Annotated in this window: 26 protein-coding genes; 11 read left to right on the forward strand and 15 right to left on the reverse strand. The window is 66.7% G+C overall.

Translation table 11 applies throughout. The features are described 5' to 3' along the window. Positions 1-10: 10 nt before the first annotated feature. Positions 11-1,489: an MFS transporter gene (locus tag N2M23_RS14580; RefSeq protein ID WP_265446435.1), complete on the reverse strand. Its 1,479-nt coding sequence runs from the start codon at positions 1,487-1,489 to the stop codon at positions 11-13. A gap of 87 nt (positions 1,490-1,576) precedes the next feature. On the opposite strand from N2M23_RS14580, the gene N2M23_RS14585 reads away from it, so the two are divergent. Then, on the forward strand, positions 1,577-1,987 hold the full coding sequence (locus N2M23_RS14585) for a MarR family winged helix-turn-helix transcriptional regulator (RefSeq protein WP_265446437.1): 411 nt from the start codon (positions 1,577-1,579) through the stop codon (positions 1,985-1,987). 4 nt (positions 1,988-1,991) lie between these two features. Here the strand turns inward: N2M23_RS14585 and N2M23_RS14590 are convergent, their stop codons facing one another. The 4 genes from N2M23_RS14590 to N2M23_RS14605 form a co-directional block, all read right to left on the reverse strand. Then, a complete protein-coding gene (locus N2M23_RS14590; RefSeq protein WP_265446439.1) occupies positions 1,992-3,362 on the reverse strand; it encodes a dihydrolipoyl dehydrogenase family protein in 1,371 nt (456 codons plus the stop codon). 3 nt (positions 3,363-3,365) lie between these two features. After that, positions 3,366-4,520: a methyltransferase domain-containing protein gene (locus N2M23_RS14595; RefSeq protein ID WP_265446440.1), complete on the reverse strand. Its 1,155-nt coding sequence runs from the start codon at positions 4,518-4,520 to the stop codon at positions 3,366-3,368. 15 nt (positions 4,521-4,535) lie between these two features. Beyond that, positions 4,536-5,993 carry a M1 family metallopeptidase gene (locus N2M23_RS14600; RefSeq protein WP_265446443.1) on the reverse strand — a complete coding sequence of 486 codons (1,458 nt, stop codon included), beginning with the start codon at positions 5,991-5,993 and terminating at the stop codon, positions 4,536-4,538. A gap of 101 nt (positions 5,994-6,094) precedes the next feature. Further along, the gene (locus tag N2M23_RS14605; RefSeq protein ID WP_265446445.1) at positions 6,095-6,877 is read right to left on the reverse strand and encodes a class I SAM-dependent methyltransferase; all 783 of its coding nucleotides are present in this window, start codon (positions 6,875-6,877) and stop codon (positions 6,095-6,097) included. Positions 6,878-6,988: 111 nt separating this feature from the next. Here N2M23_RS14605 and N2M23_RS14610 point away from each other — a divergent pair, with 111 nt between their 5' ends. Further along, positions 6,989-9,352: an ATP-binding cassette domain-containing protein gene (locus N2M23_RS14610; protein ID WP_265446978.1), complete on the forward strand. Its 2,364-nt coding sequence runs from the start codon at positions 6,989-6,991 to the stop codon at positions 9,350-9,352. Between the two features lie 48 nt (positions 9,353-9,400). Here the strand turns inward: N2M23_RS14610 and N2M23_RS14615 are convergent, their stop codons facing one another. Together N2M23_RS14615 and N2M23_RS14620 are read right to left on the reverse strand one after the other, a co-directional pair. Then, positions 9,401-10,501 (reverse strand): NAD(P)-binding domain-containing protein, encoded by a 1,101-nt coding sequence (locus tag N2M23_RS14615; RefSeq protein WP_265446447.1) that lies wholly within the window; start codon positions 10,499-10,501, stop codon positions 9,401-9,403. Positions 10,502-10,561: 60 nt separating this feature from the next. Then, complete coding sequence (locus N2M23_RS14620) at positions 10,562-11,125, reverse strand: protein-L-isoaspartate O-methyltransferase family protein (protein ID WP_265446449.1); 564 nt, start codon at positions 11,123-11,125, stop codon at positions 10,562-10,564. A gap of 107 nt (positions 11,126-11,232) precedes the next feature. On the opposite strand from N2M23_RS14620, the gene N2M23_RS14625 reads away from it, so the two are divergent. Both N2M23_RS14625 and N2M23_RS14630 read left to right on the forward strand, forming a co-directional pair. Continuing rightward, complete coding sequence (locus N2M23_RS14625; protein ID WP_265446450.1) at positions 11,233-11,868, forward strand: SatD family protein; 636 nt, start codon at positions 11,233-11,235, stop codon at positions 11,866-11,868. A 10-nt stretch (positions 11,869-11,878) separates the two neighbouring features. Continuing rightward, complete coding sequence (locus tag N2M23_RS14630; protein ID WP_265446452.1) at positions 11,879-12,253, forward strand: hypothetical protein; 375 nt, start codon at positions 11,879-11,881, stop codon at positions 12,251-12,253. Here N2M23_RS14630 and N2M23_RS14635 read toward each other — a convergent pair whose 3' ends face one another. Next, positions 12,254-13,006, reverse strand: coding sequence for a peptidylprolyl isomerase (locus tag N2M23_RS14635; protein WP_265446453.1), 753 nt, complete (start codon positions 13,004-13,006; stop codon positions 12,254-12,256). A gap of 86 nt (positions 13,007-13,092) precedes the next feature. Here N2M23_RS14635 and arr point away from each other — a divergent pair, with 86 nt between their 5' ends. From arr to N2M23_RS14650, 3 genes are all read left to right on the forward strand, one after another. After that, entirely contained in the window at positions 13,093-13,509 is a 417-nt protein-coding gene (gene arr, locus N2M23_RS14640) for an NAD(+)--rifampin ADP-ribosyltransferase (RefSeq protein WP_265446455.1), read from the forward strand. Between the two features lie 371 nt (positions 13,510-13,880). Further along, positions 13,881-14,864: an amidohydrolase family protein gene (locus N2M23_RS14645; RefSeq protein ID WP_265446457.1), complete on the forward strand. Its 984-nt coding sequence runs from the start codon at positions 13,881-13,883 to the stop codon at positions 14,862-14,864. A 689-nt stretch (positions 14,865-15,553) separates the two neighbouring features. After that, positions 15,554-16,393, forward strand: a complete 840-nt coding sequence (locus N2M23_RS14650) for a nucleoside phosphorylase (RefSeq protein WP_265446459.1) — start codon at positions 15,554-15,556, stop codon at positions 16,391-16,393. Positions 16,394-16,426: 33 nt separating this feature from the next. Here the strand turns inward: N2M23_RS14650 and N2M23_RS14655 are convergent, their stop codons facing one another. Continuing rightward, positions 16,427-16,831 carry a hypothetical protein gene (locus N2M23_RS14655; protein ID WP_265446461.1) on the reverse strand — a complete coding sequence of 135 codons (405 nt, stop codon included), beginning with the start codon at positions 16,829-16,831 and terminating at the stop codon, positions 16,427-16,429. Positions 16,832-16,854: 23 nt separating this feature from the next. After that, entirely contained in the window at positions 16,855-17,052 is a 198-nt protein-coding gene (locus N2M23_RS14660) for a hypothetical protein (RefSeq protein WP_265446463.1), read from the reverse strand. Between the two features lie 605 nt (positions 17,053-17,657). Between N2M23_RS14660 and N2M23_RS14665 the strand changes: the two genes are divergently transcribed. Continuing rightward, the gene (locus N2M23_RS14665; protein ID WP_265446464.1) at positions 17,658-18,302 is read left to right on the forward strand and encodes a GNAT family N-acetyltransferase; all 645 of its coding nucleotides are present in this window, start codon (positions 17,658-17,660) and stop codon (positions 18,300-18,302) included. A 231-nt stretch (positions 18,303-18,533) separates the two neighbouring features. Continuing rightward, entirely contained in the window at positions 18,534-18,929 is a 396-nt protein-coding gene (locus N2M23_RS14670; protein ID WP_265446465.1) for a hypothetical protein, read from the forward strand. A gap of 89 nt (positions 18,930-19,018) precedes the next feature. Here the strand turns inward: N2M23_RS14670 and N2M23_RS14675 are convergent, their stop codons facing one another. Next, positions 19,019-19,558: a GrpB family protein gene (locus N2M23_RS14675; RefSeq protein ID WP_265446467.1), complete on the reverse strand. Its 540-nt coding sequence runs from the start codon at positions 19,556-19,558 to the stop codon at positions 19,019-19,021. 63 nt (positions 19,559-19,621) lie between these two features. Here N2M23_RS14675 and N2M23_RS14680 point away from each other — a divergent pair, with 63 nt between their 5' ends. Then, complete coding sequence (locus N2M23_RS14680) at positions 19,622-20,089, forward strand: GNAT family N-acetyltransferase (protein WP_265446469.1); 468 nt, start codon at positions 19,622-19,624, stop codon at positions 20,087-20,089. A 3-nt stretch (positions 20,090-20,092) separates the two neighbouring features. On the opposite strand, the gene N2M23_RS14685 is transcribed toward N2M23_RS14680, so the two are convergent. Genes N2M23_RS14685 through N2M23_RS14695 form a run of 3 tightly spaced genes read right to left on the reverse strand, consistent with a single transcriptional unit; the run spans position 20,093 to position 22,323 of the window. Continuing rightward, positions 20,093-20,533, reverse strand: coding sequence for an SRPBCC family protein (locus N2M23_RS14685; RefSeq protein WP_265446470.1), 441 nt, complete (start codon positions 20,531-20,533; stop codon positions 20,093-20,095). Between the two features lie 4 nt (positions 20,534-20,537). Next, positions 20,538-21,440 (reverse strand): phosphotransferase family protein, encoded by a 903-nt coding sequence (locus tag N2M23_RS14690; protein WP_265446471.1) that lies wholly within the window; start codon positions 21,438-21,440, stop codon positions 20,538-20,540. A 4-nt stretch (positions 21,441-21,444) separates the two neighbouring features. Further along, a complete protein-coding gene (locus tag N2M23_RS14695; RefSeq protein ID WP_265446472.1) occupies positions 21,445-22,323 on the reverse strand; it encodes a GNAT family N-acetyltransferase in 879 nt (292 codons plus the stop codon). Between the two features lie 344 nt (positions 22,324-22,667). Here N2M23_RS14695 and N2M23_RS14700 point away from each other — a divergent pair, with 344 nt between their 5' ends. Further along, on the forward strand, positions 22,668-23,198 hold the full coding sequence (locus N2M23_RS14700) for a nitroreductase family protein (RefSeq protein WP_265446473.1): 531 nt from the start codon (positions 22,668-22,670) through the stop codon (positions 23,196-23,198). A gap of 7 nt (positions 23,199-23,205) precedes the next feature. Here N2M23_RS14700 and N2M23_RS14705 read toward each other — a convergent pair whose 3' ends face one another. Next, complete coding sequence (locus tag N2M23_RS14705) at positions 23,206-24,939, reverse strand: HNH endonuclease signature motif containing protein (protein WP_265446474.1); 1,734 nt, start codon at positions 24,937-24,939, stop codon at positions 23,206-23,208. Between the last annotated feature and the right edge of the window lie 7 nt (positions 24,940-24,946).

The raw sequence follows: 24,946 nt of genomic DNA on the forward strand, positions 1-24,946 counted from the left end.
TCGGCCGTCATTATCGCGGCAGACTTGCCTCCTGCGGGGCCGGGGCGTCATCCCGGCTGCGGGTGGCACGCAGCACCCACACGGTGAACGCGAATCCGGCAATGGTCAGGCCGAGGATGACGACCACCGCGGTCGTCATACCGGGCAACAGTGCGCCGGATCGGATGCCGCCGCTGCCGCCGGCGGTGATCGCGGTGACCACCGCCATCATCACCGCGCCACCGACCTGGACGAACGTGTTGAGCAGGCCGGAGGCGAGGCCCTGTTCGTCACTGTCGACACCTTCGGTCGCCTGGGAGTTGATCGCGGGGAAGGTGAGGGCGAAACCGACGCCGAGCAGCAAGATCGTCGGGAAGAGGAAGTTCCAGTAGCTCATGCCGGGCTGCACGCGCAGGAATAATGCGTATGCCGCGAGGAACGCGGCCAGGCCGGCTCCGACGAGGGCAGTGGTGTTGACCCGATCCAGCAGCCGATCGATTTTGGTCGCCGAGGCCACCACGAGCACCCCGGCCGGCAGGAAAGCCAGCGACATGCCCATCGGGCTCCAGCCGAGGGAGTCCTGCACGTAGAGGGTCACCAGGAATTGGAACGCCGCGTAGCCACCGAACATCACGAAGCCGGAGATGTTCGCGTGGAGGAGTCGAAGCGACCGAAGGATCCCGAGGCGCACCAGGGGGTGTGGGTGCTTGAGCTCAACCGCGACGAACGTGACCGCGAGCAGGGCGGAGGCGGCGAACAGGCCGAGCGTCTGCACCGAGGCCCAGCCGGTCTCTGGGGCTCGCACGACGGTGTAGACCAGGATCAGCACGGACAGCGTTGATGCGACCGCACCGAAGACGTCGAACTCGGCCATCCGGAAGCGTCGTTCGGCGGCTACGCGGGGCAGGACCCGCCAACCGACTGCGAACAATGCCAAGGCGATCGGGCCGGGGAAGAGCAGGGTCGCGCGCCAAGACACTTCGGTGAGCAGCCCGCCGAAGACAAGCCCGAGTGAGAAGCCGGAGGCTCCGCACACGGTGTAGATCGAGAACGCCTTGTTGCGCGCACGCCCCTCGGCGAAGGTTGTGGTGATGATCGACAGTCCCGCGGGGACAGTGAAGGCCGCGGCGATGCCCTTGACGAATCGCATTGCGATCAGCAGCTGTTCGATGCTGATAACGGCGCTGATGACTGAGGCGACACCGAAGACGAGCACCGCGGCGAGGAAGACGCGGCGTCGACCGAGCAGGTCGGACGCGCGGCCGCCGAGCAGCAACAGGCCGCCGTAGCCGAGCACGTATGCCGAAACGATCCATTGCAGGGTCGACGGGTCCATGCCCAGAGCGGTCTTGATGGACGGAAGGGCGACGCCGACCATCGAGATATCAAGGCCGTCGAGGAAGAGTGCCCCGCACAGCACGACGAGCAACAGCCAGATGCGGCTCGACCAACCGCTGTCGGACGTAACGGGGGGTGCGGGTGACGTGGGTGGGGTGAGAGTCGTGGTCACGAGAGACGAGCGTATGCACCTGCATTAAATGTGTCTACATAATTTGCGCATGGATTTAATGCGTGTGCATGTGATAAGATCCCGCTCATGAGTGCGCGCACGGATGACGAGTTGGCCGCCCACTGGCATCAGTTGATGGGCGACTATGCGCGACTCACCTGTGCGCTCGACCGGGCACTGCAGGCCGAATGTGAGATCAGCTCAAGCGAATTCGACGTGTTGGAGCAGCTGGCGACTGCCGACGAGTGCAGTGTCCGGATGGCCGACCTTGCCGAGCACGTGCATCTGTCGCAGTCGGCGCTGTCCCGGTTGGTGACCCGACTGGAGCGGGACGGGCTCGCGGAGCGGGCAACGTGCACCGCCGACCGGCGGTCGATCTTCGTCGCCGCGACGGCGAAGGGCACCGCAAAGTATGACGAGGCTCGCCCCGTGCAGCGAGCTGTGCTGCGGACCGAAACCGCCAAGTGCTCGCCGGACTCCGGGGTCTGCGCGAGCTGAGCCGTCAGTCCTCGGCGAGATTGCCGAGCGCGACCTCGATGCCGCGATGGATCGTCGGGTAGGCGTAGATCATCGCGCGCAGCTTGTCGACCGGCACCTCACCGTGCACGGCGACGGCGAGCCAGCCGATCACCTCGCCGGCGTGCGGCCCCATCACGGTCGCACCGACCAGCACGCCGCGCTCAGCATCCGAAACCACTTTGATGAAGCCCTGATTGGCGAACTCGTCGATCCAGCCGCGGGTGGTCTCCGGCACCGGTGTAGACCCGACTGCGACGCGCGACAACGCCTTTCGGGCGTCCGCCTCCGTCATACCGACGCCGGCGACCTCCGGCTCGGTGAAGGTCACGTGGGGGAGCGCGCGGTAGTCGGCGGGCGGGCCGTCCTCCCCGGCGATGTCGCGCAATGCGATCGCCGCTTCGTACATCGAGACGTGGGTGAACTGTCCGTGACCGGTGATGTCGCCGATGGCCCACACGCCGTCGGTGACGCGGCATCGTTCGTCCACCGGGACAGACCGCTCGGCCGTCACACCCACGGCGTCCAGCCCGATGTCGGCGATGTTGAGGCTCCGCCCGGTCGCCACGAGGATGCGCTCGGCGGTGACTTCGGTGCCGTCGTCGAGAGTCACCGTGACCGACTCGTCGTCACCACGGACCGACTGCACTGCCGCCCCGAGCCTCACGTCGATGCCGTCCTCGGCGAAGACCTGCGCGAGCTGGTCGGAGACCTCCGGCTCGTCCCGGCCACTCAGTCGTGGCGACCCTTCAACGATTGTCGTTGTGGTGCCGAAACGTGCTGCAACCTGGGCCATTTCGCAACCGATCGCGCCGCCACCGAGCACGATCAGCGAGCTCGGCAGCCGCTCCAGTCGCATGAAGTCGCGATTGGTCCAGTAAGGAACGTCAGTGAGTCCCTCGATCGGGGGAACTGCGGGTGCGGTGCCGGTGTTGAGCACGATCGCCCGCTCGATGTCGTAGGTGACGCCGTCGGCGGACACCCTGCCCGGTCCCTCGATCCGGCCGCGCGCCTTGATGACAGTTGCGCCCTTGCCGGTCAGCCGGTCGACCGCGACCTGGTCGTCCCAGTCGTCGGTTGCCTCATCCCGGATGCGGCGGGCCACGAGCGACCAGTCGGGCTCGATCTCGCCCACGGATCCGGCGAGTTCGGCGGTGCGGCGTGCCTCGGAGAGCGAGTCCGCCGCGCGCAGCATCATTTTGGATGGGATGCAGCCGTAGTAGGGACATTCGCCGCCGACCAGGCGCTCGTCGAGGGCGAGCACCCGCAGGCCGCGGGTGGCCAGCTCTCCCGCGAGGTGTTCACCGCCAGGACCCAATCCGATGACGGCGACGTCGAATGTGGTGTCGGTTGCCATGCCTCAGCCTTTCACGCGCTCCAGTCGGACGAGCACCTCGTGATGGCGGGTCTGCGGAAACATGTCGAACAACCGCGCTTCTTGCACCCGGTATGACGGCATCCCCGCGAGATCCTTCGCGAGCGAGGTGGCGTTGCAACTGGAGTAGATCACGTGTGGCACCGAGGACCTTTCCAGTTCGGCGGCAAGGGCGCCGATGCCGCGTCGCGGCGGATTCACGATGACCAGATCGGTCGACCCCTGCCCGGACATCAGCTCGCGGTGAGCATCACCCACGTGGAACTCGATGTGTCCCAGCGAGTCTCGCTCAGGTAGCTGTGCAGCACTGGACCGGGCCGACTCGACGGCATCGGCTGATGACTCCACTCCGCGGACCAGCTCCGGGTGGGAGCGCGGCGTGCCGGCAGCGTGCAGCGCAAAGCCGCCCACGCCGCAGAACAGGTCGGCGACGCTGGTGGGGGACAGCCGTTCCGCCCACGTGCCCACTTGCCGGTAGAGGCCCGCCGCAACCGCGGTGTTGGTCTGGAAGAAGCTCCCGGGCCGCAGGTGCAGGGTGCGGTCGTTGACCGGCATGGCAAGGCTCTGCTGCTCGGTGAGGGTGAGCTCGGTGTCGCCCTCCAGCGCTGCCTTGTGTTCGGGCAGCAGGTTGGCGGTGACCACCCGCACGCCGGGTACAGCGTCGATGAGCTCGGGGACTGCGCGCTGCAGTTTAGGAAGTTGGCCGGGGGAGCGGAGGACGAAGCGCACCATCGACTCCCCGGCTGGGGAGTGTGTGATCAGAAGGTGTTTCAGCTCCCCGCTGCGCCGCGGCACGTCGTATGGCGTGAGCCCGACCTCGGCAACGAACGCGGCGACGTGCTCGATGGTCCGGTGCAGGCCGGGCTCGTACAGGCCGCAGTCACCTAGATCGACGCCGCGGCCGGCGTGGTCGAGGATGCCGAAGGTCGGTGACGTGCGGGTGCCACCGACCACCAGCTTGGCCTTGTTGCGGAAGTGCGACTCGGGTCCGCGGAAGGGGGTCAGCCAGTGGTCGGTGGCGACGAAGTCGTGCAGTGCGTCTGCTACCGCGGACTGTAGGTCGCCGACCTGCGCGTCATACGGCTGCCCCATGAGGGAGCACGACCGGCAGGCGCCCGCGTCGAAGTAGTCGCATTGCACGGCCCCATTGTCGACCTAGCGCTTGTCCGGGGCGAACAGCGGAGTCGCCTTCGCCTGCTTGGCCGCCGGCTTCTGGAACGGACCGAACCAGATGTACTTGTCGTCGGGCTTGCTGCGCCCGTAGACCCATGCCTGGAAGAAGTCCGTCACGTCCTTCTTGGCGACCTTGCCGACATACCGCTCGAACTCTTGCATGGAGGTGTTGCCGCCCTTGTGCAGCTGGGTGTAGTTGCGCAGCACGGTGATGAAGGCAGCGTCCCCGATGTAGCGGCGCAGCGCCTGCAGGAAGAGCGGACCGCGCGTGTAGGAGTTGCTGAACTCGTTGCCGGCACCCATGTCCCACAATGGATTTGACCAGAATCGGGTGCTGTCGGCGAACCCGGCCATCTCCTTGGAGTATTCGGTGTCGAGGTTCTCGCCATCCTTGTCCTGCGCCCACAGCCAGGTGCCGTATGACGCGAAGCACTCGTTCATGCAGACGTCGCGCCAGGTGTCGACGGACATGGTGTCGCCCCACCACTGATGACTCTGCTCGTGCACGATCGTGTCGAGGTCGGCCCACGCAGCATAGGTCGGGCGCGTCTGGGTCTCCAGGGAGAAGCCGATCTGGTCGGCGACGAAGATCCCGCCACCGGCCGACTGCGGGTAGGGGCCGAAGTAGCGCTCGAGCAGGTCGAGCACCTCCGGCAGCCGCTTCTCGTCGGCCATCTTGTCCTCCGCGCCCGGCGCGAACGCGGACACCAGCGGGGTGCCGTCCTTGCGCTTCTGCTTGAGGTAGGTGAACTTGTCGATCGCGATGGTCGTCAAGTAGCCGATGATCGGGTCCTTCTCGACCCAGGTGTAGGTGGTGTTGGCTCCGGCCTTCCTGGCCGGCTGCTCGATGCCGTTGCTGATCACGCTGTACTCGCTCGGCACCGTCGCCTTGAGCGTGAAGGTCGCCTTGTCCCGGGTGGTGTCGTTGACCGGGTACCAGCCGGCGGCCGAGTGCGGCTCGTTGGCGGCGAAGGCTCCTCCCGTCACCGAGGTGTGCCAACCGGAGTTGTCGTCCAGCCCCGAGCTCTCGATCGGCACACCGTGATACTTCACCCGCACGTTGAACTGTTGCTTCTTGGCCAGCGGTGTGCCGGGGGTGATCACCAGTTCATGTACGCCCGAGCGGGTCCAGAAGGCCTTCTTACCGTTCACTGTCACCGAGTCAACCTGCAAACCATACAAATCCAGGTTGAATTGCTTCAGTTTCTGCGTCGTCGTCGCCCGCACGGTGGTGTCGCCATACAGCATCTTGGTGGCGGGGGTGAAGTTGACGCCGACGGCGTAGTGCTGGACGTCATAACCGCCGTTGCCGTCCATCGGGTAATACGGGTCTCCCGCTCCGGGTGCGCCGATCGCACCTGCGGCCTGCGCACTGCCGGACGCCCCCAGGGCCAGAGCGGTGGTGGCGGCCAGAGCGCCGACGACGATTCGTGTTCGCATGCATTCCTCCCTCAAGCGGCCGGGGAGACCCGACCTTGAACGTGCGTTCGACGTTACTCGCGACTCGGCGACGGGTGGGGTGAGCGAAGGTAAGCGAATCGTCAAGAAATCCCGCTGAGTTCGCCCCACACGACACTGCTGGTCAGCTGGAGGGTGAGCAGTCCGTCGTCATCTACGAGCGGGTCGGCGATGCGGTGGACATCGGTGTCGAAGGCGTCGGCTTCATCGCCGGTCATGAGTTCCCGGGCCAGCGTGGAGGTCGAGTGCAGTCCCTCGATGAAGTCGGACACACTCTGTCTGAAGGGGACCGGCTTGGTGGTGCGAGACCCGTGTTGCTGCCAGAGGCCGCGGGCTGCCAGGTCGCCGGTCGCGGAGTAGCTGGCGTCGTATTCGGGGGCTCGCGAGTAGCGCGGGACGATCTCTGCGAGGCCGGCGGAGATCTGCGGCGACCGGGCCCAGCGGTCACAGACGGCGAGCACCGCACCCGGTGCCAGCAAGTCGGCCAGGCGGCGGTGGAGGGTCAGCAGGTCGAACCAGTGCAGACTCGCTCCTGCGACGGCGAGACCGAAAGTACCTGTGTCGGTGAAGGTTTCGACGGGTTCGACGACCCAGTGCAGGTTGGCCGCATCGCCTCCGGGAAGAGTCCGGCCGGCAGAGACCATGGCGTCATACAGCTCGACCGCGACGATCTCGTCGACGCGGGGAGCCAACGGCCTGGCCAATGAGCCTTCGCCGGCGCCGATGTCGAGCACCCGGGCCGGCCGCTCCACCAGATCCGTCAGCAGCTCGATCGCCTCGTCGGGATAGGGCGGACGTCCGCGGTATGCCGCTGCGACGCCGGCATGCTGGAAGGTGGCGGCGAGTTCCCGTCGTGGTTGGGGCATGTCCGCATCCTTACTCATCGCCGCTCGTCGGCGTGGTCGTTCGCTGCGATCGATGGCACGATCGGGCACGTGAGCCCGACGAAGACCGCCAAGTCCACAGCAGCCAAGTCCGTGTCCGCCAACCGTCCAACGGCCGACAGCCACGATGTGATCCGGGTGCACGGTGCCCGGGAGAACAACCTGAAGGAAGTCGACGTCGAGCTGCCCAAGCGCCGGCTGACGGTCTTCACGGGTGTTTCGGGCTCCGGTAAGAGCTCCTTGGTGTTCGGCACGATCGCCGCCGAGTCGCAGCGGCTGATCAACGAGACGTACAGCGCGTTCGTCCAGGGCTTCATGCCCACCCTCGCCCGGCCGGACGTCGACGTACTCTCTGGTCTGACCACGGCGATCATCGTCGACCAGGAGCGCATGGGGTCCGACCCTCGATCGACCGTCGGCACCGCCACCGATGCGTTGGCGATGCTGCGAATCCTCTTCTCCCGACTGGGAAAGCCCTACATCGGATCTTCCCGTGCCTTCTCCTTCAACATTGCATCAGTCAGTGGTGCCGGTGCGCTGACCGTCGAGAAGGCCGGCCGCACGGTCAAGGAGCGGCGCGAGTTCAGCATCCAGGGCGGCATGTGCCCACGCTGCGAAGGGCGCGGCAGCGTGACCGACTTCGACCTGACGGCGCTGTATGACGAGAATCTCTCGCTCAACGACGGCGCGCTGAAGATCCCGGGTTACAGCATGGACGGCTGGCAGGGACGCATCCTGCGCGGCAGCGGATTCTTCGACCCCGACAAGCCGATCAAGAAGTTCACCAAGCGGGAGCTCGACGGCCTGCTGCACAAGGAGCCGACGAAGATCAAGGTCGACGGCATCAACCTCACCTATGAGGGCCTGATCCCCAAGATCCAGAAATCGATGCTCAGCAAGGACCGCGAGTCGATGCAGCCGCACATTCGCGCATTCGTCGACAAGGCAATAACTTTCACCACCTGTCCGGAGTGCGACGGCACACGCCTCAACCCAGAAGCGCGCTCCTCGAAGATCAAGGGCATCAACATCGCCGACGCCGCGGCGATGCAGATCAGCGACCTTGCCGAATGGGTGCGAACCCTCGACGACTCGTCGGTGGCGCCGCTGCTCGAGGCGCTGCGTGAGACGCTCGACTCCTTCGTGCAGGTGGGCCTGGGTTACCTGAGCCTGGACCGGCCGTCGGGCACGCTGTCCGGGGGAGAGGCACAGCGCACCAAGATGATCCGGCATCTCGGGTCGTCGCTCACCGATGTCACCTACGTCTTCGACGAGCCAACCATCGGGCTGCACCCGCATGACATCCAGCGGATGAACGAGCTCCTGATCCAGTTGCGGGACAAGGGAAACACGGTGCTCGTCGTCGAGCACAAGCCCGAGGCGATCGCGATCGCCGATCATGTCGTGGATCTCGGTCCGGGTGCGGGCGGTGACGGTGGCCACGTGGTCTTCGAGGGCACGGTCGATGGTCTGCGCGCGAGCGATACCCTGACCGGTCGACACCTGGACGACCGGTCGGCTCTCAAGGACGCGGTGCGCGAGCCGACCGGTGCGCTCGAGGTGCGTGGCGCCGACGCGCACAATCTGCGCTCGGTGGACGTCGACATCCCGCTCGGGGTGTTGTGCGTGATCACCGGTGTGGCCGGGTCGGGCAAGAGCTCGCTGATCAACGGCTCGGTGTCGTCGCAGGACGGCGTGGTGACGATCGACCAGTCGGCGATCCGCGGGTCGCGACGCAGCAACCCGGCAACCTACACCGGGCTGCTGGAGCCGATCCGGAAGGCCTTCGCCAAGGAGAACGGAGTAAAACCTGCTCTGTTCAGTGCAAACTCGGAAGGAGCGTGCCCCAACTGCAAGGGGGCAGGCGTCGTCTACACCGACTTGGCGATGATGGCCGGCGTGGCCACGCCGTGTGAGGTGTGCGACGGCAAACGGTTCCAGCCCGCGGTGCTCGACTACACCTTCGGGGGCAAGGACATCAGCCAAGTGCTCGCCATGTCGGCGGAGGAGGCGGAGCGCTTCTTCGGGGACGGTGACGGACGGCTGCCGGCCGCGCACAGGATCGCGGAACGACTGGTCGACGTCGGGCTCGGCTATGTCACCCTCGGCCAGCCGCTGACCACTCTGTCCGGCGGAGAGCGGCAGCGCCTGAAGCTGGCCAGCCAGTTGGGTGACAAGGGCGACATCTACGTGCTCGACGAGCCGACCACCGGACTGCACCTGGCCGATGTCGAGCAGTTGCTCGACCTGCTCGACCGGCTGGTCGACTCGGGCAAGTCGGTCATCGTCATCGAGCACCATCAGGCGGTGATGGCGCACGCGGATTGGATCGTCGATCTCGGACCTGGGGCGGGCCATGACGGTGGCCAGGTGGTGTTCGAGGGCATCCCGGAGAAGCTCGTCGCACAGGCGAAAACCCTGACCGGGCAGCATCTTTCGTCATACGTGAAGAAGTAGGGCGTGGCATCCGGTTGGCGAGACCCGGGGTTACTGGATCGACGCGGGTCAGGCGATCAGCCCGGCCGACTCGTCCCGCGCACCGCGCAGGTAACGCCGCACCGCGGTCGCGGCCGCTCGGCCGGCACGGTTGCCGCCGATCGTGCTCGCCGACGGGCCGTAACCGACCAGCTGGACGCGCGCGTCGAGTGCGGCCGTCGTGGCGGCCTGCGGTCCGCCGTGTGCCGGCATCTCCAGGGCGATGCCACCGAGCGGTGACCGCAAGTGCAGGGGTGCGAGATGTGTGACTGCCGGTCGGAAGCCGGTGGCCCACAGGATGACGTCGACCTTCTCGAATGTACCGTCAGCCCAACGGATTCCGTTCGGCTCGATGCGTTCGAACATCGCGCGCCGTTCATATGCACCGAGACGGGCCGCCTCTTGTTCCTGCGGACGGAGGGCAAGGCCAGTCACGCTGACGACACTTGCCGGCGGGAGTCCCTGCGTCACTCGCTCGGCGACAGCCGTGACGGCGTCGAGTCCGGCTTCCGGTGAGAAGCCCTCGGTGCGCCATACCGGCGGGCGACGGGTCACCCAGATCGTGTCGGCGACCGGCGCGAGCTCGCCCAGGAACTGTATGGCGGAGGCCCCGCCGCCGACCACGACGACGCGTCGCCCCGCGAGGTGCTGCCGGCCCGGGTAGTCGGCGGTGTGCCACTGTTCCCCGGCGAAGGACGCCTGACCGGGGTAGCGGGGGATGAAGGGCCGACTCCAGGTGCCGGTCGCGTTGATCAGCGTACGGCTGCGCCATACCCGATCACCGGAGCTGATCTGCAGGAGTGCCGGGTCATCCGGATCGTCGCGCACCGCGTCGACCCGGACCGGCCGGATCACCGGAAGGCGTTGGTGCTGCTCGTATTCGGCAAACCACGACGGTATGACGACATTGGCGCGGTCCGCGGAGCCACCCGGCGCCGGTGCGTCCGGCAGGTCGGCGACGCCATGCACGTCCAGCATCGTCAACGAGTCCCACCGGTGCTGCCACGCCCCTCCGGGGCCGGCATCGGCGTCGAGCACGACGTGGTCGATGCCCAGCCGCTTGAGATGGTGGGACGCGGACAGCCCCGCCTGGCCGGCGCCGATGACCAGCGCGTCGAGAACCTCCGTCACGCTTGGTGGAACGCCCGGATGGCGGCCGATATGCCCGTGGTGCTGATGTGCCGGCCGTCCTCAGTCGATCAGCGGCACGAAGGAGTAGCGGCCGTGCTCACTGCGCGCGATCTCGCCGCTTGCCGAACGCGTGACGCGCAGCATGACGCTGTCGACCGGGATGACGAGCACGCCTTGCGAATCAAGTTGATCCACAAGAGTTTCCGGCAACGTCGCAGCTCCCGCCGACACCAGGATGCGGTCGAAGGGCGCATCCCGGGGGAGTCCGAGCACCCCGTCCGTGGCAGCCTCGATCGTCGCCCAGGGCTGTCGTGTCCGTTCGAGAGCGGCCGATCCGGTGGTGACGAGCTCGGGGATGCGCTCGACACCTCGCACCCGGCCGGTGACGCCGGTCAGGTGAGCCAGCAGCGCGGTGGTCCACCCGGATCCCGACCCGACGTCGAGCACCCGCTGGCCGGGTCGCACCTCGAGCAGTCGGAGCATGTCCGCCACGGTGCGGGGCTGAGAGTTGGTCTGGCCGTGCCCGATCTGCAATGGTCCGTCGTACGACGCTCGACCGCGCACCGCACTGGGCAGGAACAGCTCCCGAGGCATGGCCGCGAACGCGGCCGAAACCGGGTCCATCGACCCAGCCTACGACGATCGGCACTGAGCGGGCTCGCGCCGACTCGCGGCATCAAGGTTCGTGTCTTCAATAGGCATCATGAAGGGAATTTGCTACATTCTAAGTCATGAAGTCTCTCGTCGTGATCACCGCGGACCAGATCGGCAGCCGCCGTGGCGTCGCACCGGTGGCAGAGACCCTCGAGCAGCTGCGGCCGGTCGTGCACGGGCGCGGGGCGCGAGCGTTCGCGCAACAGGCGGGCGACGAGATCCAGGGACTGATCGTGAGTTCGGAGCAGGCCATCGAGGTGGTGGAGACGTTGTCGCGCGTAGGGGAGTGGCGCATCGGCGTCGGTCTCGGCTCCGTGGATGCGCCGGTCCCGAGGGACGTACGCACGGCGAACGGCCCGGCCTTCGTCGCGGCCCGGCGCGCGCTCACGGCTTCGCGATCCGCACCGCAGGACCTATGTGTGGATGCAGCCGTGTCGGGCGTGCGCGAAGTGGACCAACTGCAGGCGGCGTTGTGGCTGCTGCGCACGTTGTGGCGCCGGCGCACGACCGCCGGGTGGGAGGCGGTCGCCGTGGTGCGGGACGCCACCGATCAGCAGACGGCCGCAGCTGCGCTCGGCATTACGCCGTCCGCGCTGAGCCAGCGGCTGCGCGCTGCGGGGCGGGAGGAAGGCGCGGCGGGTCGCCGCCTGGCGGTCATACTTCTCGAGGCGGCTCGGAGCCGCCTCGACGACGTCGTCGGTGCGGACGGTTAGGTTCGACGCCATGCTGGATGCACTCGTCGTCGCCGGGTTCGGTCTTGCCGCGGTCGTGCTCGGAGCGGTCGCGACCATCGGCGTCTTCCGTCTCGTTGAGGCGAGTGGCGCCGAGGACGCGACACACTCGTTGCAGGATGCCGGGTCGATCCTGCGCGGCGGCATGTGGATCGGCGCGCTTGAGCGCGTGGCGATCTTTGCAGGATTGGTCGCGGGCTGGCCGGAGTCCATTGCGATCGTGCTCGCCGTCAAGGGGCTGGGTCGCTACCCCGAACTAAAATCAGGCGAACAACCAGCGGTTGCGGAGCGATTCATCATCGGCACGTTCGTGAGCGTGCTGTCCGCGTGCGCCTGCGCGGGTGCGGCGCACGCGGTGGTGGGCTGATCACCGGCCGCTCTTGGCTCGTTCGATGATCGTGGTCAGCTTGGGGGAGCCGTCTTCCGGCGTGCCGTCCGCGCCGGGGTCGATGCCGCCGGCGGCGACCTGGTCGAGCACCTTCATGCCCTCGGGTGTGACGTGGCCGAAGACGGTGTAGTCGGGGCGGAGTCGCGAATCGGCATACACGAGAAAGAATTGGCTGCCGTTGGTGTCCGGGCCGCCGTTGGCCATCGCGAGCGTGCCGCGTGGGTAGACCTTGCGGCTGCCGTCGGGGAAGCCGGGCCAGTTGGGCAGCGCGTTGGCCGAGCCGAGCTCGTCCTTGAACGAGTAGCCGGGGTCGCCCCAGCCGGTGCCGAGGGGATCACCGCATTGCAACACCGACAGGGCGTATGGCGGTGTCTGGTATGCCGTGAGCCGGTGGCATTTGGTGCCGTCGTAGTACTTCTGGTGCGCGAGGAACGTCATACTCCGGACTGCGCATGGCGCCGCAGAACGGTCGAGCACCAGCGGGATGTCGCCGCGGTTGGTCTTCAGCGTCAGTGTCGAATTGCCTTGTGTGTTAGCAGTTTTCGGATCTGGGGGGAGTCCGACGAAGGTTGAGTACGTCTGGTCCGCCAAAGGGGTGAACGCGCACGCGCCGCTGGTCGGCGCGGTCGGGATGGCCGGCTTCGTGGCGGGAGCCGCGGCAGTGGCTGCCGGTGAGATTGCGGTGGCCAGGGCGATGGCACTGACCGCGGTGAGGGACTTCCAGACGTGCATGACGGGCTCCTTTGGTGGGGATTTCGTCAGTGTGCTCCGATTCGGGCGCCGGTGGTGGTTTGCCGTGCGCCATATATTTGGCTGCCGTGAGCGACGTATTGGACGAGGGTCCGTTCTTTCATGGCACGCGGGCCGCGCTGCAGGCCGGCGAGCTGCTGACCGCAGGGCACCGATCGAACTACCGGCCCGAGGTTGTGATGAACCACATCTACTTCACCGCATTGCCGGACGGCGCCGGCTTGGCCGCCGAAATCGCTGCCATGCATGATGATTCGTGGCATCCGCATGTCTACGAGGTCGAGCCGACGGGGGAGTTCGAGAACGACCCGAACGTCACCGACCGGAAGTTTCCCGGCAACCCGACGCGGTCATACCGCAGCACTGAACCGCTGCGCATCGTGCGCGAGGTGGACGACTGGCCTCGCCTCACCCCCGAGGCGCTGCAGGTATGGCGGGAGCGGCTCGCGGCGCTGCACGAGAGCAACGCGGAGATCATCAACTGAGCCGGCAGCCGCAGCCCCTGAGGACGCACATCTGTGGCGATATATTGAACATTGCATATAGCCACGGGGGGGGGTCGGACCGCTTGAGCGGAACGGAACGATTAATAGTTGGGTTGTATGCGGCACAGGAAAGTAGGTCGCTAGACGTACTGATCGGCCACATCGATTGACGACCCGGGGCGGTTAGCTTCGCCGAAGTTAACCCGCTGCAATGTGTCTGGCGAGACTCCGTTGTCGTGCCCAGCACGCCCTAGTACAGCCCGCCATCGGGTACGAGGCCGACGGCCGAGAGCTCCTCGAGGTCGAGGGCCGAATCGTCGCGCCCGGCAAGTCGTGAGCCCAGACCGAACCGCCAGGACGAGGAACGAACCATGGGAAAACTCGACGTTCACGCACATGCGGTCGTTGCCTGCACCGGCGCGCGCGCTGAACGCATGACACATGAATTGATTGTCAAGGAAGGTTTCGCGGGCCGCGTCCCTGGAGCCGGCTGGAGTGTCGAAGGCGCGTTGCAATTCATGGACGCACACGACATCGCCCTCCAACTGCTCTCCATACCCGGTGCGTTGAGTCCGTCTGAGGCGCATGACTGGAACGGCCAAGCCGCGGAGATCGTCGCAAAGCGTCCTGACCGCTTCGGCCTGCTGGCCGCATTGCCCCTGGCAGACACCGACAGCGCTCTTGCAGAAGTCGTTCAAGCCGACGAAGAGCTGGCGGCCGACGGGTTTGCGATCGCGAGCAACTACGACGGCTGCTACCTGGGCGATCCGCGCTTCGAGCCTGTTTTCGCTGAGTTGGAGCGACGCGGCCTACCGGTGTTCGTTCATCCCACACTGCCCCCGGCGTTCGACATGGTTGGACTGGGCCGTCCAGGTCCTCTCTTCGAGTATCCGGTCGACACAGCACGCACTGCGCTAGACGCGATCTTCAGCGGGCTGTTCCTGCGGCATCCGGGGCTGGCGATGATTCTGGCGCATGCCGGCGGCGTGCTGCCGGCACTCTCCGACCGAATTACGATGCTCGGAGTGCAGAGCTGGGTGGCAAATCCACACAAGCTCACCGCAACGCAACTACGAGAGCAACTCGCTCACCTCTACTTGGACACGGCAATCGGTGGAGGGCCCGCGTCGATAACCCCGGCCGTCGCGATGGTCGGCGAAGATCACCTGGTATTTGGCTCTGACTATCCACAGGCTGGGGTAGAGACGATCGAGGAGACGTTGCGCAACCTCGACCGGCTCGGGCAAAGCCGCGAAAAGGCGCTGCAGGAAACGTTTGCGTCCCTATTCCCTGCCGCTGCGAGACGGGCGACGGGGACGTCCGCCGCAGAATGGCCGACTGTGCCGGTCGACTGAGACCGTGAGCACCTGCGGGTCAGGCGTCGAGGGTTTCGTTTCGGCAACGGCAAGCGGCGACACAACGATTCCTCACCGAGAGCCGTGTGGTCGCTCGGACGCTGGGCAACTGAACAACCGCCGATAATCTACATTATGTCAAGTAATCACTGTCGGTGGCACCTGCGACCATGAATCGGCGAGTTTGCTCGTGACCGTCCCCTACTCTCCGGCTCCGAACGCCGACGGTGACCTCGAGCGCTATTGCAGTGCGGGCTCAGACGGAGGAAGCGAACGATGGCCGGGCGTTTCACTGATTCAACGTCGCGGTTGCGAATTGGTTCGGACAAGCGCAGGTTGCAACTCAAGTTCCTTGGCACCTCAACGAGGCTCTGGTGCGTCCTCACTCCGAGCGGCAGGCTGTACACACGCATTAGCCTGTTGAGTCACGCCGACTTCGTCGACTCGCAGCCAGCTGGAAGCTACAGCACTGCGTACCGGACGGCGTTGCGGCGCTGGATAACGCTTGTCGGAGGCAGGCGCGAACTCAGGCGCTCAGCCGAGCCGGCTCGTCATTCGGCGGCTAACTGAAACCTGTTCCGCGGCTACCCGTAGGGTTTTCTCCGCTGTTCACCACAAGCCTCGCCCTCGTGCTGCACTCCCCCGAATACGGGGTCGCCATTCACATCCGATGCTGCTTGGGTGACGCCATGGATCAGGACCGGCAACCAGAAAGCCCGCTGCTGGAGTTCGACGAGAACAGGGCGGCTTTTATCGAGCCGAGCGCGCTTCGATCCGCGACCGATGTGCCGCATGCCTGCGTCCTGTCCTGGTTCCATGATGCGATCGGGCGTCTCATCACGCGGCTCGACGGGCATCAAGTCGTCGAGAACCGCTGGGAGGACGGCCCTCATCCGTTGTTCGAGGTCGACGTGGCCGGCCAGCGTCTCGGCATGGTGCCCATGCCGGTGTCCGGCACCGCAGCCGGTGCTCTGCTCGAGGAACTGATCGCATTCGGCTGTCGATCCTTCGTCGCATGCGGCGGCGCGGGCAGTCTGCGCCGGGACCTCACCGTCGGGCACCTCGTCCTGGTCACCTCGGCGTTGCGGGACGAGGGTTTGTCCCACCACTACCTGCCACCGGGTCGAGCCGTGGACGCGGATCCAGGTGCGGTGGCGTTGCTCCGGGGTGTCCTGGACGAGCATGGGGTCACGTATGTAGAGGGGCGCACCTGGACGACGGACGGTGTCTTCCGGGAGACTCCGGGCAAGATTGCCGCTCGTCGCGATGAAGGGTGCATGACGGTGGAGATGGAGGCGGCTTCCATCGCGGCTGTTGCTCAGTTCCGAGGTGTGCCATTGGCCCAATTGCTCTACGCGGGAGACGATCTCAGCGGCGAGACCTGGGATCACCGCAGTTGGAGGACGCGCCACGACGTGCGTGACAACATGCTCGATCTCGCGATGGCGGCGGCTCTGCGCATCGACACCACCGCCAACGCGCCGAAGCGCCGGGTTCGTGTACGAGACCGCCGCGAAAGTCGCCGATGACATCCAGCGCTTGGTGCGTGGCGGAGGACGTCGCTACTGAACGTTCCGCGCGGCATCGATCGCGTGGAAGATGCCGGCGATTGTCGACGCATAGAGCGCCAGGAGCATTGCCCCCAATGCCAAGGTCCTGAGGTCGTCGCTGCCCAGCGACGTGGAGAAACTAGCCATGAGGAGCAGCAACAACAGAACCCAGGAGACCACCCAGAGCAACCAGTAGACCGCGGGCAGCTCCGGTGGGATCCGCAGCATGCGCGCGAACACCGTTGCCAGGACGCAATATCCGAGCCAGGCCGCGAAGGCCGTCGCGGCATACGCGAGGAAATCCTGCATTAGGTCCCGGCCCGTCGATCCAGCCTTCACGCACGCAACTGTCGTGATGATGACCACGAGCACAACATCAGCGATCAACCCGCGGGCGAGGCGCAGCTTCAGCGACATCCGACTCACCTCCCGGCGTGAGGTCACAGCTGCTCGATCCAGGGGTGGCCGGGGACTACCGCCGTCAGAGCGTCCCGCATCCAGCCGCGACGATCTTCGGTCAGGGTCGGCAGCGTGGCAGCGAAGTCCGGTTCGTCCTTCGGCCGACGCAGCCGGGCCTTGTAGACCAGCACGATCTCCGGCAGCAGGTATCTGATCCCGTCCTCGGCAACCCACGTCACCTCGTCTACCTCCGTGGTGTGGCCGGATAGATACTTGTTGGTCCACCTCCGTGGTGTGGCCGGATAGATACTTGTTGGTCCACAAGCCGTTCTCGTCCGGAGTGAGTGGAATATCAAGCACCCAAGGGGTTTTCGCGCTTTTCCGGAGCCACAGTTGACTTCGCGGTTCGTCGACGTCCGGCCAGCGCTCCCCCAGCGGATGCAGCACACCACCGACGTTGTTCCACACGTGCCAACGCCCCGCCATGAACTCGACGAACGCCGGCACGTCGCACGCCAGGATCGACATATCGGTGTCCTCGTGCTCCCGCTGGAAACCGGTGGCGGCTTCGATCGCCCATCCCCCGACGACCCACCACGGCCGAGTGAAGCCACGCACCTCGCCCGCGAGTTCGGCCGGCGACAGTGGCGCCCACTCCCCATAGAGCGCAAGGAACGCATCTTCGTCGGCCTGCTCATCGCGCGATCGCTCCAACGGAAGTCGAGTCGCCACACGCCGCAGCTTTCCACATGGCGATTCGGCACGGCAGCGAAAATCGGATGCGGACCAGGCATGGTTTCGCTTTGCTCGGCAGAACAACGCCATCGAGAAGGAGGACGCCGCCATGCGCAACTACCGCCTGCTGGATCTTGGTCTCGACACACCGAAACTGCAGCTGCGCAGCGCGACCGACAATCTGCTCGATGAACTCGCCGATGTGGTGCGCGCTGGCAAGACTCACGCGCGGCCCGCACCGTATGACGATCCGATGTCCTTCTATGAAACCGATCCAGACGTCAGGGTCACCCGTTGGCTGCGGAACATCTGGCAGCGGCGTGCGCAGGTCGATGACGACTTCTGGCGCCTCTACTTCATCGTGGTGCTCGACGGTCAACCGGTCGGAGAGCAGACGCTCACTGCGTTGCACTTCAAGAGCATCGGCACCGTCACGACCTTCTCGTGGTTGTCGACCGACGTACGCGGGCAAGGCCTGGGTCGCGAGATGCGGGAGGCCATCCTCCATCTCGCCTTCGAGGGACTCGACGCGAGAGAGGCCGCCAGCGACGCGTTCCTGGACAACGACGCCTCCAACGCGGTGTCGCGCTCGCTCGGCTACGAGCCCAACGGCACCGACTGGGCGACCCGACAGGGTGAGCCGGCCCAACTGCAGCGCTGGAGGCTGACCCGCGAAGTCTGGCAGGGACGGCGTCGTGACGACATCAGCATCGTCGGGCTCGAGGCAGCCAAGTCACTCCTGCCGCTGAGCTGAGATGGAGAGGTGAATCCCCCATCATGTCGCGCAGTGTTCGCGATGACCGGTGCTTGACTCGAACTCCGCCGTAAGCTGGAACTCAGAAGGGGCGGGTGATCTCAGTTGTGCGCGTATCGGGTTTCGAGCGTCTTCATCGGCGCATCGGCCGCGTTTGCGCTCGTCGGATGTGGCTTAGCTCAGCAGGGCACGCCGAGTGAATCCTCAATGCCCGCAGGGCAATCGCAGGGTATGACGGTCAGCTCGCCTGGAGATGTTGCGCCCGTCGATGATCCGCCGGCGCGTTACGCTGAAGTGAAGGATCTTCCGGGCGTCGATGGCTTCTATGTCGAGGGCAACGAGATCGTGGTCCTGACGACCGTGAAGAGTTCCGAGCCCAAGATCCGGGCCCACGGGCTGCGGCCGAAACTGGTGAGGTACGGCATGACGGACCTTGGCGTGATACGCGATGACGTTTCAAAGCTGATGGCCAGGGATCGGTCGATCTTCACGGTGGGGATAGATCCGAAGCAGAGCGTCGTCCTGGTGACAGTACGAGATGCGCAGTTCTCGGACACGGTGCGCGACCTGCAGAAACGTCCCGGCGTGAAGGTGGAAGTGGCAGACGGCGCGCCCTCGCCGGCGTGATCCTTAGCGAACTGGATTGCCGAGCGACTCGGCGTAGTCGATCTCTCGCCAGGCCCTTCTCCGACCGCCGCCTGGACTCCGTCCGAAGGTCACGGGTCGTTGACCAGCAGGATTTGCCGCCGCTCGCGCTCGGTCAGATCCGAGATTTCAAGCACTTTCTGCAGTACCGCTGACTTGCGTGCGATGTAGGTGTCGATGTCCATGTCGGGATTCGCGGCGAGAGACAGCTTCACCGCCGCATACTCCTCCCGCAGGTCCGGCCGTGCGCGGAGCACCGCACGGACGGCGAGATGATTGCGCACGCTCAACGACCCTGTGCGACATACGTATACGTTGCGTCGCGGGTCGTCATCAGGCGAGTGGAAGGCCTCGCGTTCGCTGATGCCGAGATCACCTCGGTGGGCGTAACCAATCCCCTGCAGCGCATCGATTGCCGCGCTGAGGTGCGCACCGTCGACGATGATGTCGATGTCCAGGATCGGCTTCGCGGCGAGGCCCGGCACCGAGGTCGAGCCGACGTGCTCGATGCGCACCGTGGGCACCCTGTCCAGCGTTTGCCGCAGGACCTGTGCGACGCGGGCAAACTCACCGGGCCAAGCTGGTGAATACGGGACAACGACGACGGCCACTGGCCGATGTTACCCGCGCGGGATCGGCGACCTTGTGGGTCGGGCAACCGTAGATTGCTCCGTGTGACTGAGGAACGTGTGATCGTCCGAAGAGCAAGCGCGCGCGATATCGATGCGTTGGTCAGATTGCGGTCGGAGATGTTCCAGGCGATGGGCGCGGACTCCAGCGGTGAGCATTGGAGGTCGAGGGCCAGAGCCTGGTTCGGCGACCGGGTCGGCAGCAACGACTACGGCATTTTCGTCGTCGATATCGGATCGGCGGTGGTTGCCTGCGCGGTGGCTGCGATCCGTGATGCGGCCCCTTCGCCAAGCGTCCCGGACGGCCGCGATGTGCTGATCAGCAATGTGTGCACGTTTCCGCAATATCGCGGGCAGGGCCACGGGCAGCGGGCCTTTCACGCCGCACTCGCGTGGGCGCGGACGACAGGTGTCGGCAGGGCCGAACTCATGGCCACGGAGGGTGGTCGAAGAATTTACGAGTCGGCCGGATTCACCCAGACTCACTTCCCAGCGATGCGGGCAGAACTCTGAGGCCTAGTTGTCACCTTCGGCCAGAGCCGCGAGCCGGTCGATCGACGCCTGCAGCCTGTCCGGCGTCGTCCACTCGGCGCGGGCAATTCGCTTCTCGTCGGTCAGCCGGGTCCAGTCGTAGGTGTGTGTCACCGTGGTGCCCGACGCCGTCGGCTCCAGCTCCCACCGCCACAGATGCCCGGGCGGCTGCTGCCCGGGCTCGGCCGGGGTCCACGCGATGAGCCGCCCCTCGTCGAACTCCACCACGTGATTCTCCCGCACCTGCCCCTTGGTGGTCGTCATCTCGAAGACGTCCCCGACGGCCGAAACCCGTTGTCCGCTGGGCGCTTCGGCGAGGTTGTCGTTGCCGTCCCAGCGCGGCTGGAGTGCGGGGTCGGCGATGAACTCGAAGATGTCTGCAGGTGTCGCCCGGATCTCCCGGCGGGCAGTGACGACGTGGTCCATGGTGTCATTCAAGCACCACGACCGAGCGAAGGTATGCGCTCAGTCGCTCCCCCAGCACGTATGGCGTGAGCTCCGGGCGACCCAGCTCCCGCCAGGGCGTCGAGATCTCGCGCAACTCCTCGGATGCGGCCAGCACGTCACGCACGAGCCAATAGCGCCGCGCACCCGGCTCGGCGGCGAGGGCGCCGCCTGCTCGCTCGTACGCGTCGACAAACCGCAATCCCCACGCGGGCCCATGCAGCAGCGCGAGGTTGGTTGCGCAGTGCGCAACCTCGAGATCGGCCGGACCCCAGCATGCGGCGGCCCAGTCGACGACCCCGGTGAGACGCTGCGCATCGTCGAAGAGCACGTTCCCGGGCTGGAAGTCGCGATGCAGCATCCTCCCCTCGTATGACGGGGCCGGCGCACGGATGAGGTCGATCGCAGCCGACCACAACCGCGTCTCGGCACCCGTGGGTAGGACCGCGCTCTCCGGGGTGCTCAGCGTCTCGAAGAACGGCAGCGACTCCCCCGGATCCAGCCGGTGAATGTCCACGAGCTGTCGGGCGAGTTGCACGACTCGTAGCTCGATCCCGTTGTCTTCCAGTCGTGTTCGCCCGGGCAGACAGGTCATCAGGAGCGCCGGCCGTCCGCTGCGCGCACCGGTGGCGTCAACCGCGACGAGCTCAGGGGCTGGTATGTCCGTCCCGCCGAGAAGGCGAAGCGTGTTGGCCTCGTCGCTCAGCAGTCGCTCGGCTCGAGGTCGGGACACCCGGTCGTCATACAACCGCAACACCAACGCGCGCGAACTTCCTTCGGCTGAAACAATATTCAGTTTCCGCACGGCAGTGCTGATGCCGCCGTGCAGCACCTCACTGTGCGCCACCCACTCGTCGGGACGCAGCTGCTCCAGGACCCAGGCGTCCACCGGATCAGCTCGGACGACGGAAGTCCGGCACGTCCGGCTGCTGCACAAATCCGGCCGAGACGTATGCCGCGACTCCGCCGGTGTTCTTGCTCGGCGTGCACACCAGCACGCTCGACGCACCCATCTCCTGCAGCGTGGCGGCGGCCGCCAGGACGATCGCCCGCCCGTGACCATGGCCCCGGTAGTCGCGGTGCGCGCCGAGTGGCTCGATCAGGCCCGGCCGGCCTTCGCCCGCCGACCAAACGGTGGTGGCGGCGACCGCGACGCCGCCCTCGTCATACCCGATGAGACATCGCGCATTGCGGTAGGGCGGTGCGGACGCCATCTGGTGCCATCGCTCGACGGTCAACCCGGCGTTCGGGAACGACGCGCGGTGCACCTCGACCCGGGCCCGCACGAGATCCTCGGGCGCGTGCTCGGCGTCCAGCGTCCGCAGGTGCAGGCCGTGATCCTCGACCGGCCCGGAAAGCTTTCGGCACAACGGAGTCCACGGTTCGTCGGCCTGCCAGCCACGCGCAGTGAGCAGCCCGCGCAATGCCGTCCCAAACCGTGCTTCGACCGCTCCCCCAGTCGCGGCGAGCACGCCGCTCGTCGGGTCCGACAGGTCCGCGACCAACTGCTCGGCGACATCCGGGTCGTCGTCCACGTCCAGGGCAAGGCCCATCCGGATGACGTCCTCGTCGTCCATACCGATTGCGACGAGATGCCCGGCTCGCCGCCACAGGCGCAGGCCGTCGAGGATCTGCGCCGTGCCGAGGCTGAGGTTCCAGCCGAGGTCCCCCGGGTGGATCTGCACCGGGTTGCCCTCGCGCTGCCACGAAGCCAGCGCGTCGACCGTCTCCTCCAGCGTGTCGACCGTCGCGGTCTCCAACGTGATCGCCATGCGCCCGATTCAACTCGCGCCGCGAATCCGGCGCACCCGAATATTCGTCGACCGCCAGACGAATGCGATGACCATATAGTGAGACGGGCCGCATTCATGCGCCGCTCCCCTTCACGTCCGGGGCCGGACGTCGCACGGTGAAGAGATGACCACTCTCCCGACCCCCGATCCCCCGCCGGCGCCCCCGACCCCGCAGGAGCCGCAACCGCCGGACCCGCCACAGCCTCCGCTTGAGCCCGGGCCGTTCCCGACGCCGCCGGAGCCCGAGCCGCTGCCGACGTAACCGGCAGTGACACCACCGAGCGGGCCGGGCACGGCCCACGCCCACGCCATAGGGTCACGCCATGGACCTGTTGATGCCGGTGCTGCGCCGGCGGTGGAGCCCGCGCGAGTTCGACCCGGACCGTGTCCTGTCGACCGACGAGACCGATGCGCTGCTGGAAGCCGCGCGCTGGGCGCCGTCGGCGGGCAACTCCCAGCCCTGGGCGTTCCACCCGATGCTGCGCACCTCCGCGCGATGGGAGGCGGTTATCCCACACCTGGCCGGAAGCTGCCTCCCCTGGGCCACCCAGGCCAGCCTTCTCGTGGTCAATCTCTGCCAGGTGTATGTCGAGGGAACCGACTGGCAATACAGCGAGTTCGCGTCATACGACCTCGGTCAGGCGGTCGCGCACATGACGATCCAGGCGCATTCGATGGGCCTGGCCGGTCGGCAGTTCCGGGCCTTCGACAAGGACGCGTTGACCGCGGAGCTCGACGTGCCGACGCACTGGGAGATCCTCACGATGACGGCTTTCGGGGCGGCAGCTCCGGACGCGGTGCGCGACGCCGCAGCCGCGAGTCGCGCCGACTCGGTCAGCTGGCCCAGGCCCTGAAACGCGGTCAATCGCCGGGATGAGTGAGGTAGCGGCGGCCGGACGGGCTGACCCAGGTGCACCCGCCATCCGCCGTCATCGTTACCCGCCAGGCGGTTTCGTGCTTTGCGCGATGGTGGTGTTTGCAGAGAGCTTGGAGATTGTCGGCGCTTGTCGGCCCCGCCGGCCACGGGACGACATGGTCCAGCTCGCACAACCAGGCGGGCCGTGTGCACCCCGGAAACCGGCAATGCTGATCGCGGGTGCGCACGAAGCGGGCCAGCCCGGCGTGCGGCCGATAGGCGGACGTGCTGGTCTCGGCCGTGGTGCCGGTACGCGCGTCGACCAGCACCCGTGACACCGTCGTCCCCAATGCGCCGGTCAGCCCGCACACCACTCCGGCAGGTATGACGCCGACGCCCGGCACCAGCACATCGCGGATCGGACCGGTCCGGCGCGCACCGGTCGACGGCACACTGCTCGACGGTACAGCGCTTGACGACGCCGCGCGGCGATCGGTGCACAGCGCGAAACCTGGTGGGCCACCGCGTGATTCGGCTGGTGCGTGAATGAGCACGGCGGGGAACTCCACCGGGTCGTCGGGCGGCGGTATGTCGAGGTCGAGCTCCCAGACCGGCACGTCGTCGGGATAGCTGCCGGGGATCTCCCGCACGCCCCATCGGGCATCTCCACCGGCCAGTGCACCGGGCGGCAACACTCCGGTCGGGCTCGACGACGCCAGGTCGAAGAGCAGGCGCGTCTCGTCGGCGGTCGGCGCACCCCACGCCTTCTCCGGCTCGGCCACACTCGGGCCGTCGACGACGGTCATGCGGGTGGCCGCCGGGTCGGGCCGCGCGGCCCCGTCGGCCGCGACCGGGACCTGGAACGTCAACCGGGTCGACACCTGCGCGTTGCTCAGCAGCAGATCGCTGAACGCGTCGGCCCGGCACTGGTGCATGCCCTTGTCGGTTGTGGTGTCCTGGTGCCACTGTCGGGCGAGCTCGGTCACTGCGGCCATCACAGTCGCCGCAGTCTGTGTCGGCAGGACAGCACGGATGGTGGAAAGCCCCGGCTCCCAATGCTCTTCGCACGTCACGTCGATGCGTCGTGCCCGCCGCGCCGCGGCCACGCGATCTGCCTCGACCGGATCTGCGTCGGTCAGGAGCCGGCGTGCCCTGCGGGCGAGTTTGGTGGACGTCAGTGTCGGTGAGTCCTGGATGACGAGGGCGTCCTCGACCGTGGCGATCGCCTGCTCCGGCGCCGCGGACACGACATCGGTGACGGCCGTGAGCTTTCGGCTGTCGAGCATCCCTTCAGCGGTCTGCGCGAACAACCGCGGTGTGCAGGTGATGGCTGCGACGGAGTCGTTGATGCGGTCCTGCACTTGGTGGTCGGACCAGCCGAGACGAACGCCGAGGTCGACCGGCAGCCACTCCGACTGGTAGCCGCCGATCGGATGGGTGATCTCGCGCTCCCTGCCGGTGCCCATTTCGACGACCGCCTCCACGGCGGCCAGCTGGGCGACGCGGGCCGACTGCGCCGCCCAGGCGGTGTTCTGCACTCGCTGCGCGACCTCGATCTCTGCCGTCAATGTCTCCGAGAGCGGCCACGAGCCGGTCTCGTGCGCCGCCGTCCGCAACGACTCGGTGCCCTCGCGGGCGCGGTCGAATGCAGCCGCGACAAGCTCGTGCGCCGCCGCCAGCAGCTCCGCCGAGGTCGCATGCGCCACCCGGCGGGACCGGAGCAGCGGGTGCGTGGACATGCTTCTA

This window comes from Flexivirga meconopsidis (assembly GCF_026162425.1).
GTDB lineage: Bacteria > Actinomycetota > Actinomycetes > Actinomycetales > Dermatophilaceae > Flexivirga > Flexivirga meconopsidis.

Excerpts from the sequence above, each read along its gene's own strand:
- N2M23_RS14670 (WP_265446465.1), top strand. The coding sequence starts at position 18,534 with ATGACGGTCAGCTCGCCTGGAGATGTTGCGCCCGTCGATGATCCGCCG.
- N2M23_RS14685 (WP_265446470.1), bottom strand. The coding sequence starts at position 20,533 with ATGGACCACGTCGTCACTGCCCGCCGGGAGATCCGGGCGACACCTGCA.
- N2M23_RS14705 (WP_265446474.1), bottom strand. The coding sequence starts at position 24,939 with ATGTCCACGCACCCGCTGCTCCGGTCCCGCCGGGTGGCGCATGCGACC.
- N2M23_RS14655 (WP_265446461.1), bottom strand. The coding sequence starts at position 16,831 with ATGTCGCTGAAGCTGCGCCTCGCCCGCGGGTTGATCGCTGATGTTGTG.
- N2M23_RS14665 (WP_265446464.1), top strand. The coding sequence starts at position 17,658 with ATGCGCAACTACCGCCTGCTGGATCTTGGTCTCGACACACCGAAACTG.
- N2M23_RS14630 (WP_265446452.1), top strand. The coding sequence starts at position 11,879 with ATGCTGGATGCACTCGTCGTCGCCGGGTTCGGTCTTGCCGCGGTCGTG.
- N2M23_RS14635 (WP_265446453.1), bottom strand. The coding sequence starts at position 13,006 with ATGCACGTCTGGAAGTCCCTCACCGCGGTCAGTGCCATCGCCCTGGCC.
- N2M23_RS14585 (WP_265446437.1), top strand. The coding sequence starts at position 1,577 with ATGAGTGCGCGCACGGATGACGAGTTGGCCGCCCACTGGCATCAGTTG.
- N2M23_RS14645 (WP_265446457.1), top strand. The coding sequence starts at position 13,881 with ATGGGAAAACTCGACGTTCACGCACATGCGGTCGTTGCCTGCACCGGC.
- N2M23_RS14605 (WP_265446445.1), bottom strand. The coding sequence starts at position 6,877 with ATGCCCCAACCACGACGGGAACTCGCCGCCACCTTCCAGCATGCCGGC.
- N2M23_RS14590 (WP_265446439.1), bottom strand. The coding sequence starts at position 3,362 with ATGGCAACCGACACCACATTCGACGTCGCCGTCATCGGATTGGGTCCT.
- N2M23_RS14700 (WP_265446473.1), top strand. The coding sequence starts at position 22,668 with ATGGACCTGTTGATGCCGGTGCTGCGCCGGCGGTGGAGCCCGCGCGAG.
- N2M23_RS14600 (WP_265446443.1), bottom strand. The coding sequence starts at position 5,993 with ATGCGAACACGAATCGTCGTCGGCGCTCTGGCCGCCACCACCGCTCTG.
- N2M23_RS14620 (WP_265446449.1), bottom strand. The coding sequence starts at position 11,125 with ATGGACCCGGTTTCGGCCGCGTTCGCGGCCATGCCTCGGGAGCTGTTC.
- N2M23_RS14695 (WP_265446472.1), bottom strand. The coding sequence starts at position 22,323 with ATGGCGATCACGTTGGAGACCGCGACGGTCGACACGCTGGAGGAGACG.
- N2M23_RS14650 (WP_265446459.1), top strand. The coding sequence starts at position 15,554 with ATGGATCAGGACCGGCAACCAGAAAGCCCGCTGCTGGAGTTCGACGAG.
- N2M23_RS14625 (WP_265446450.1), top strand. The coding sequence starts at position 11,233 with ATGAAGTCTCTCGTCGTGATCACCGCGGACCAGATCGGCAGCCGCCGT.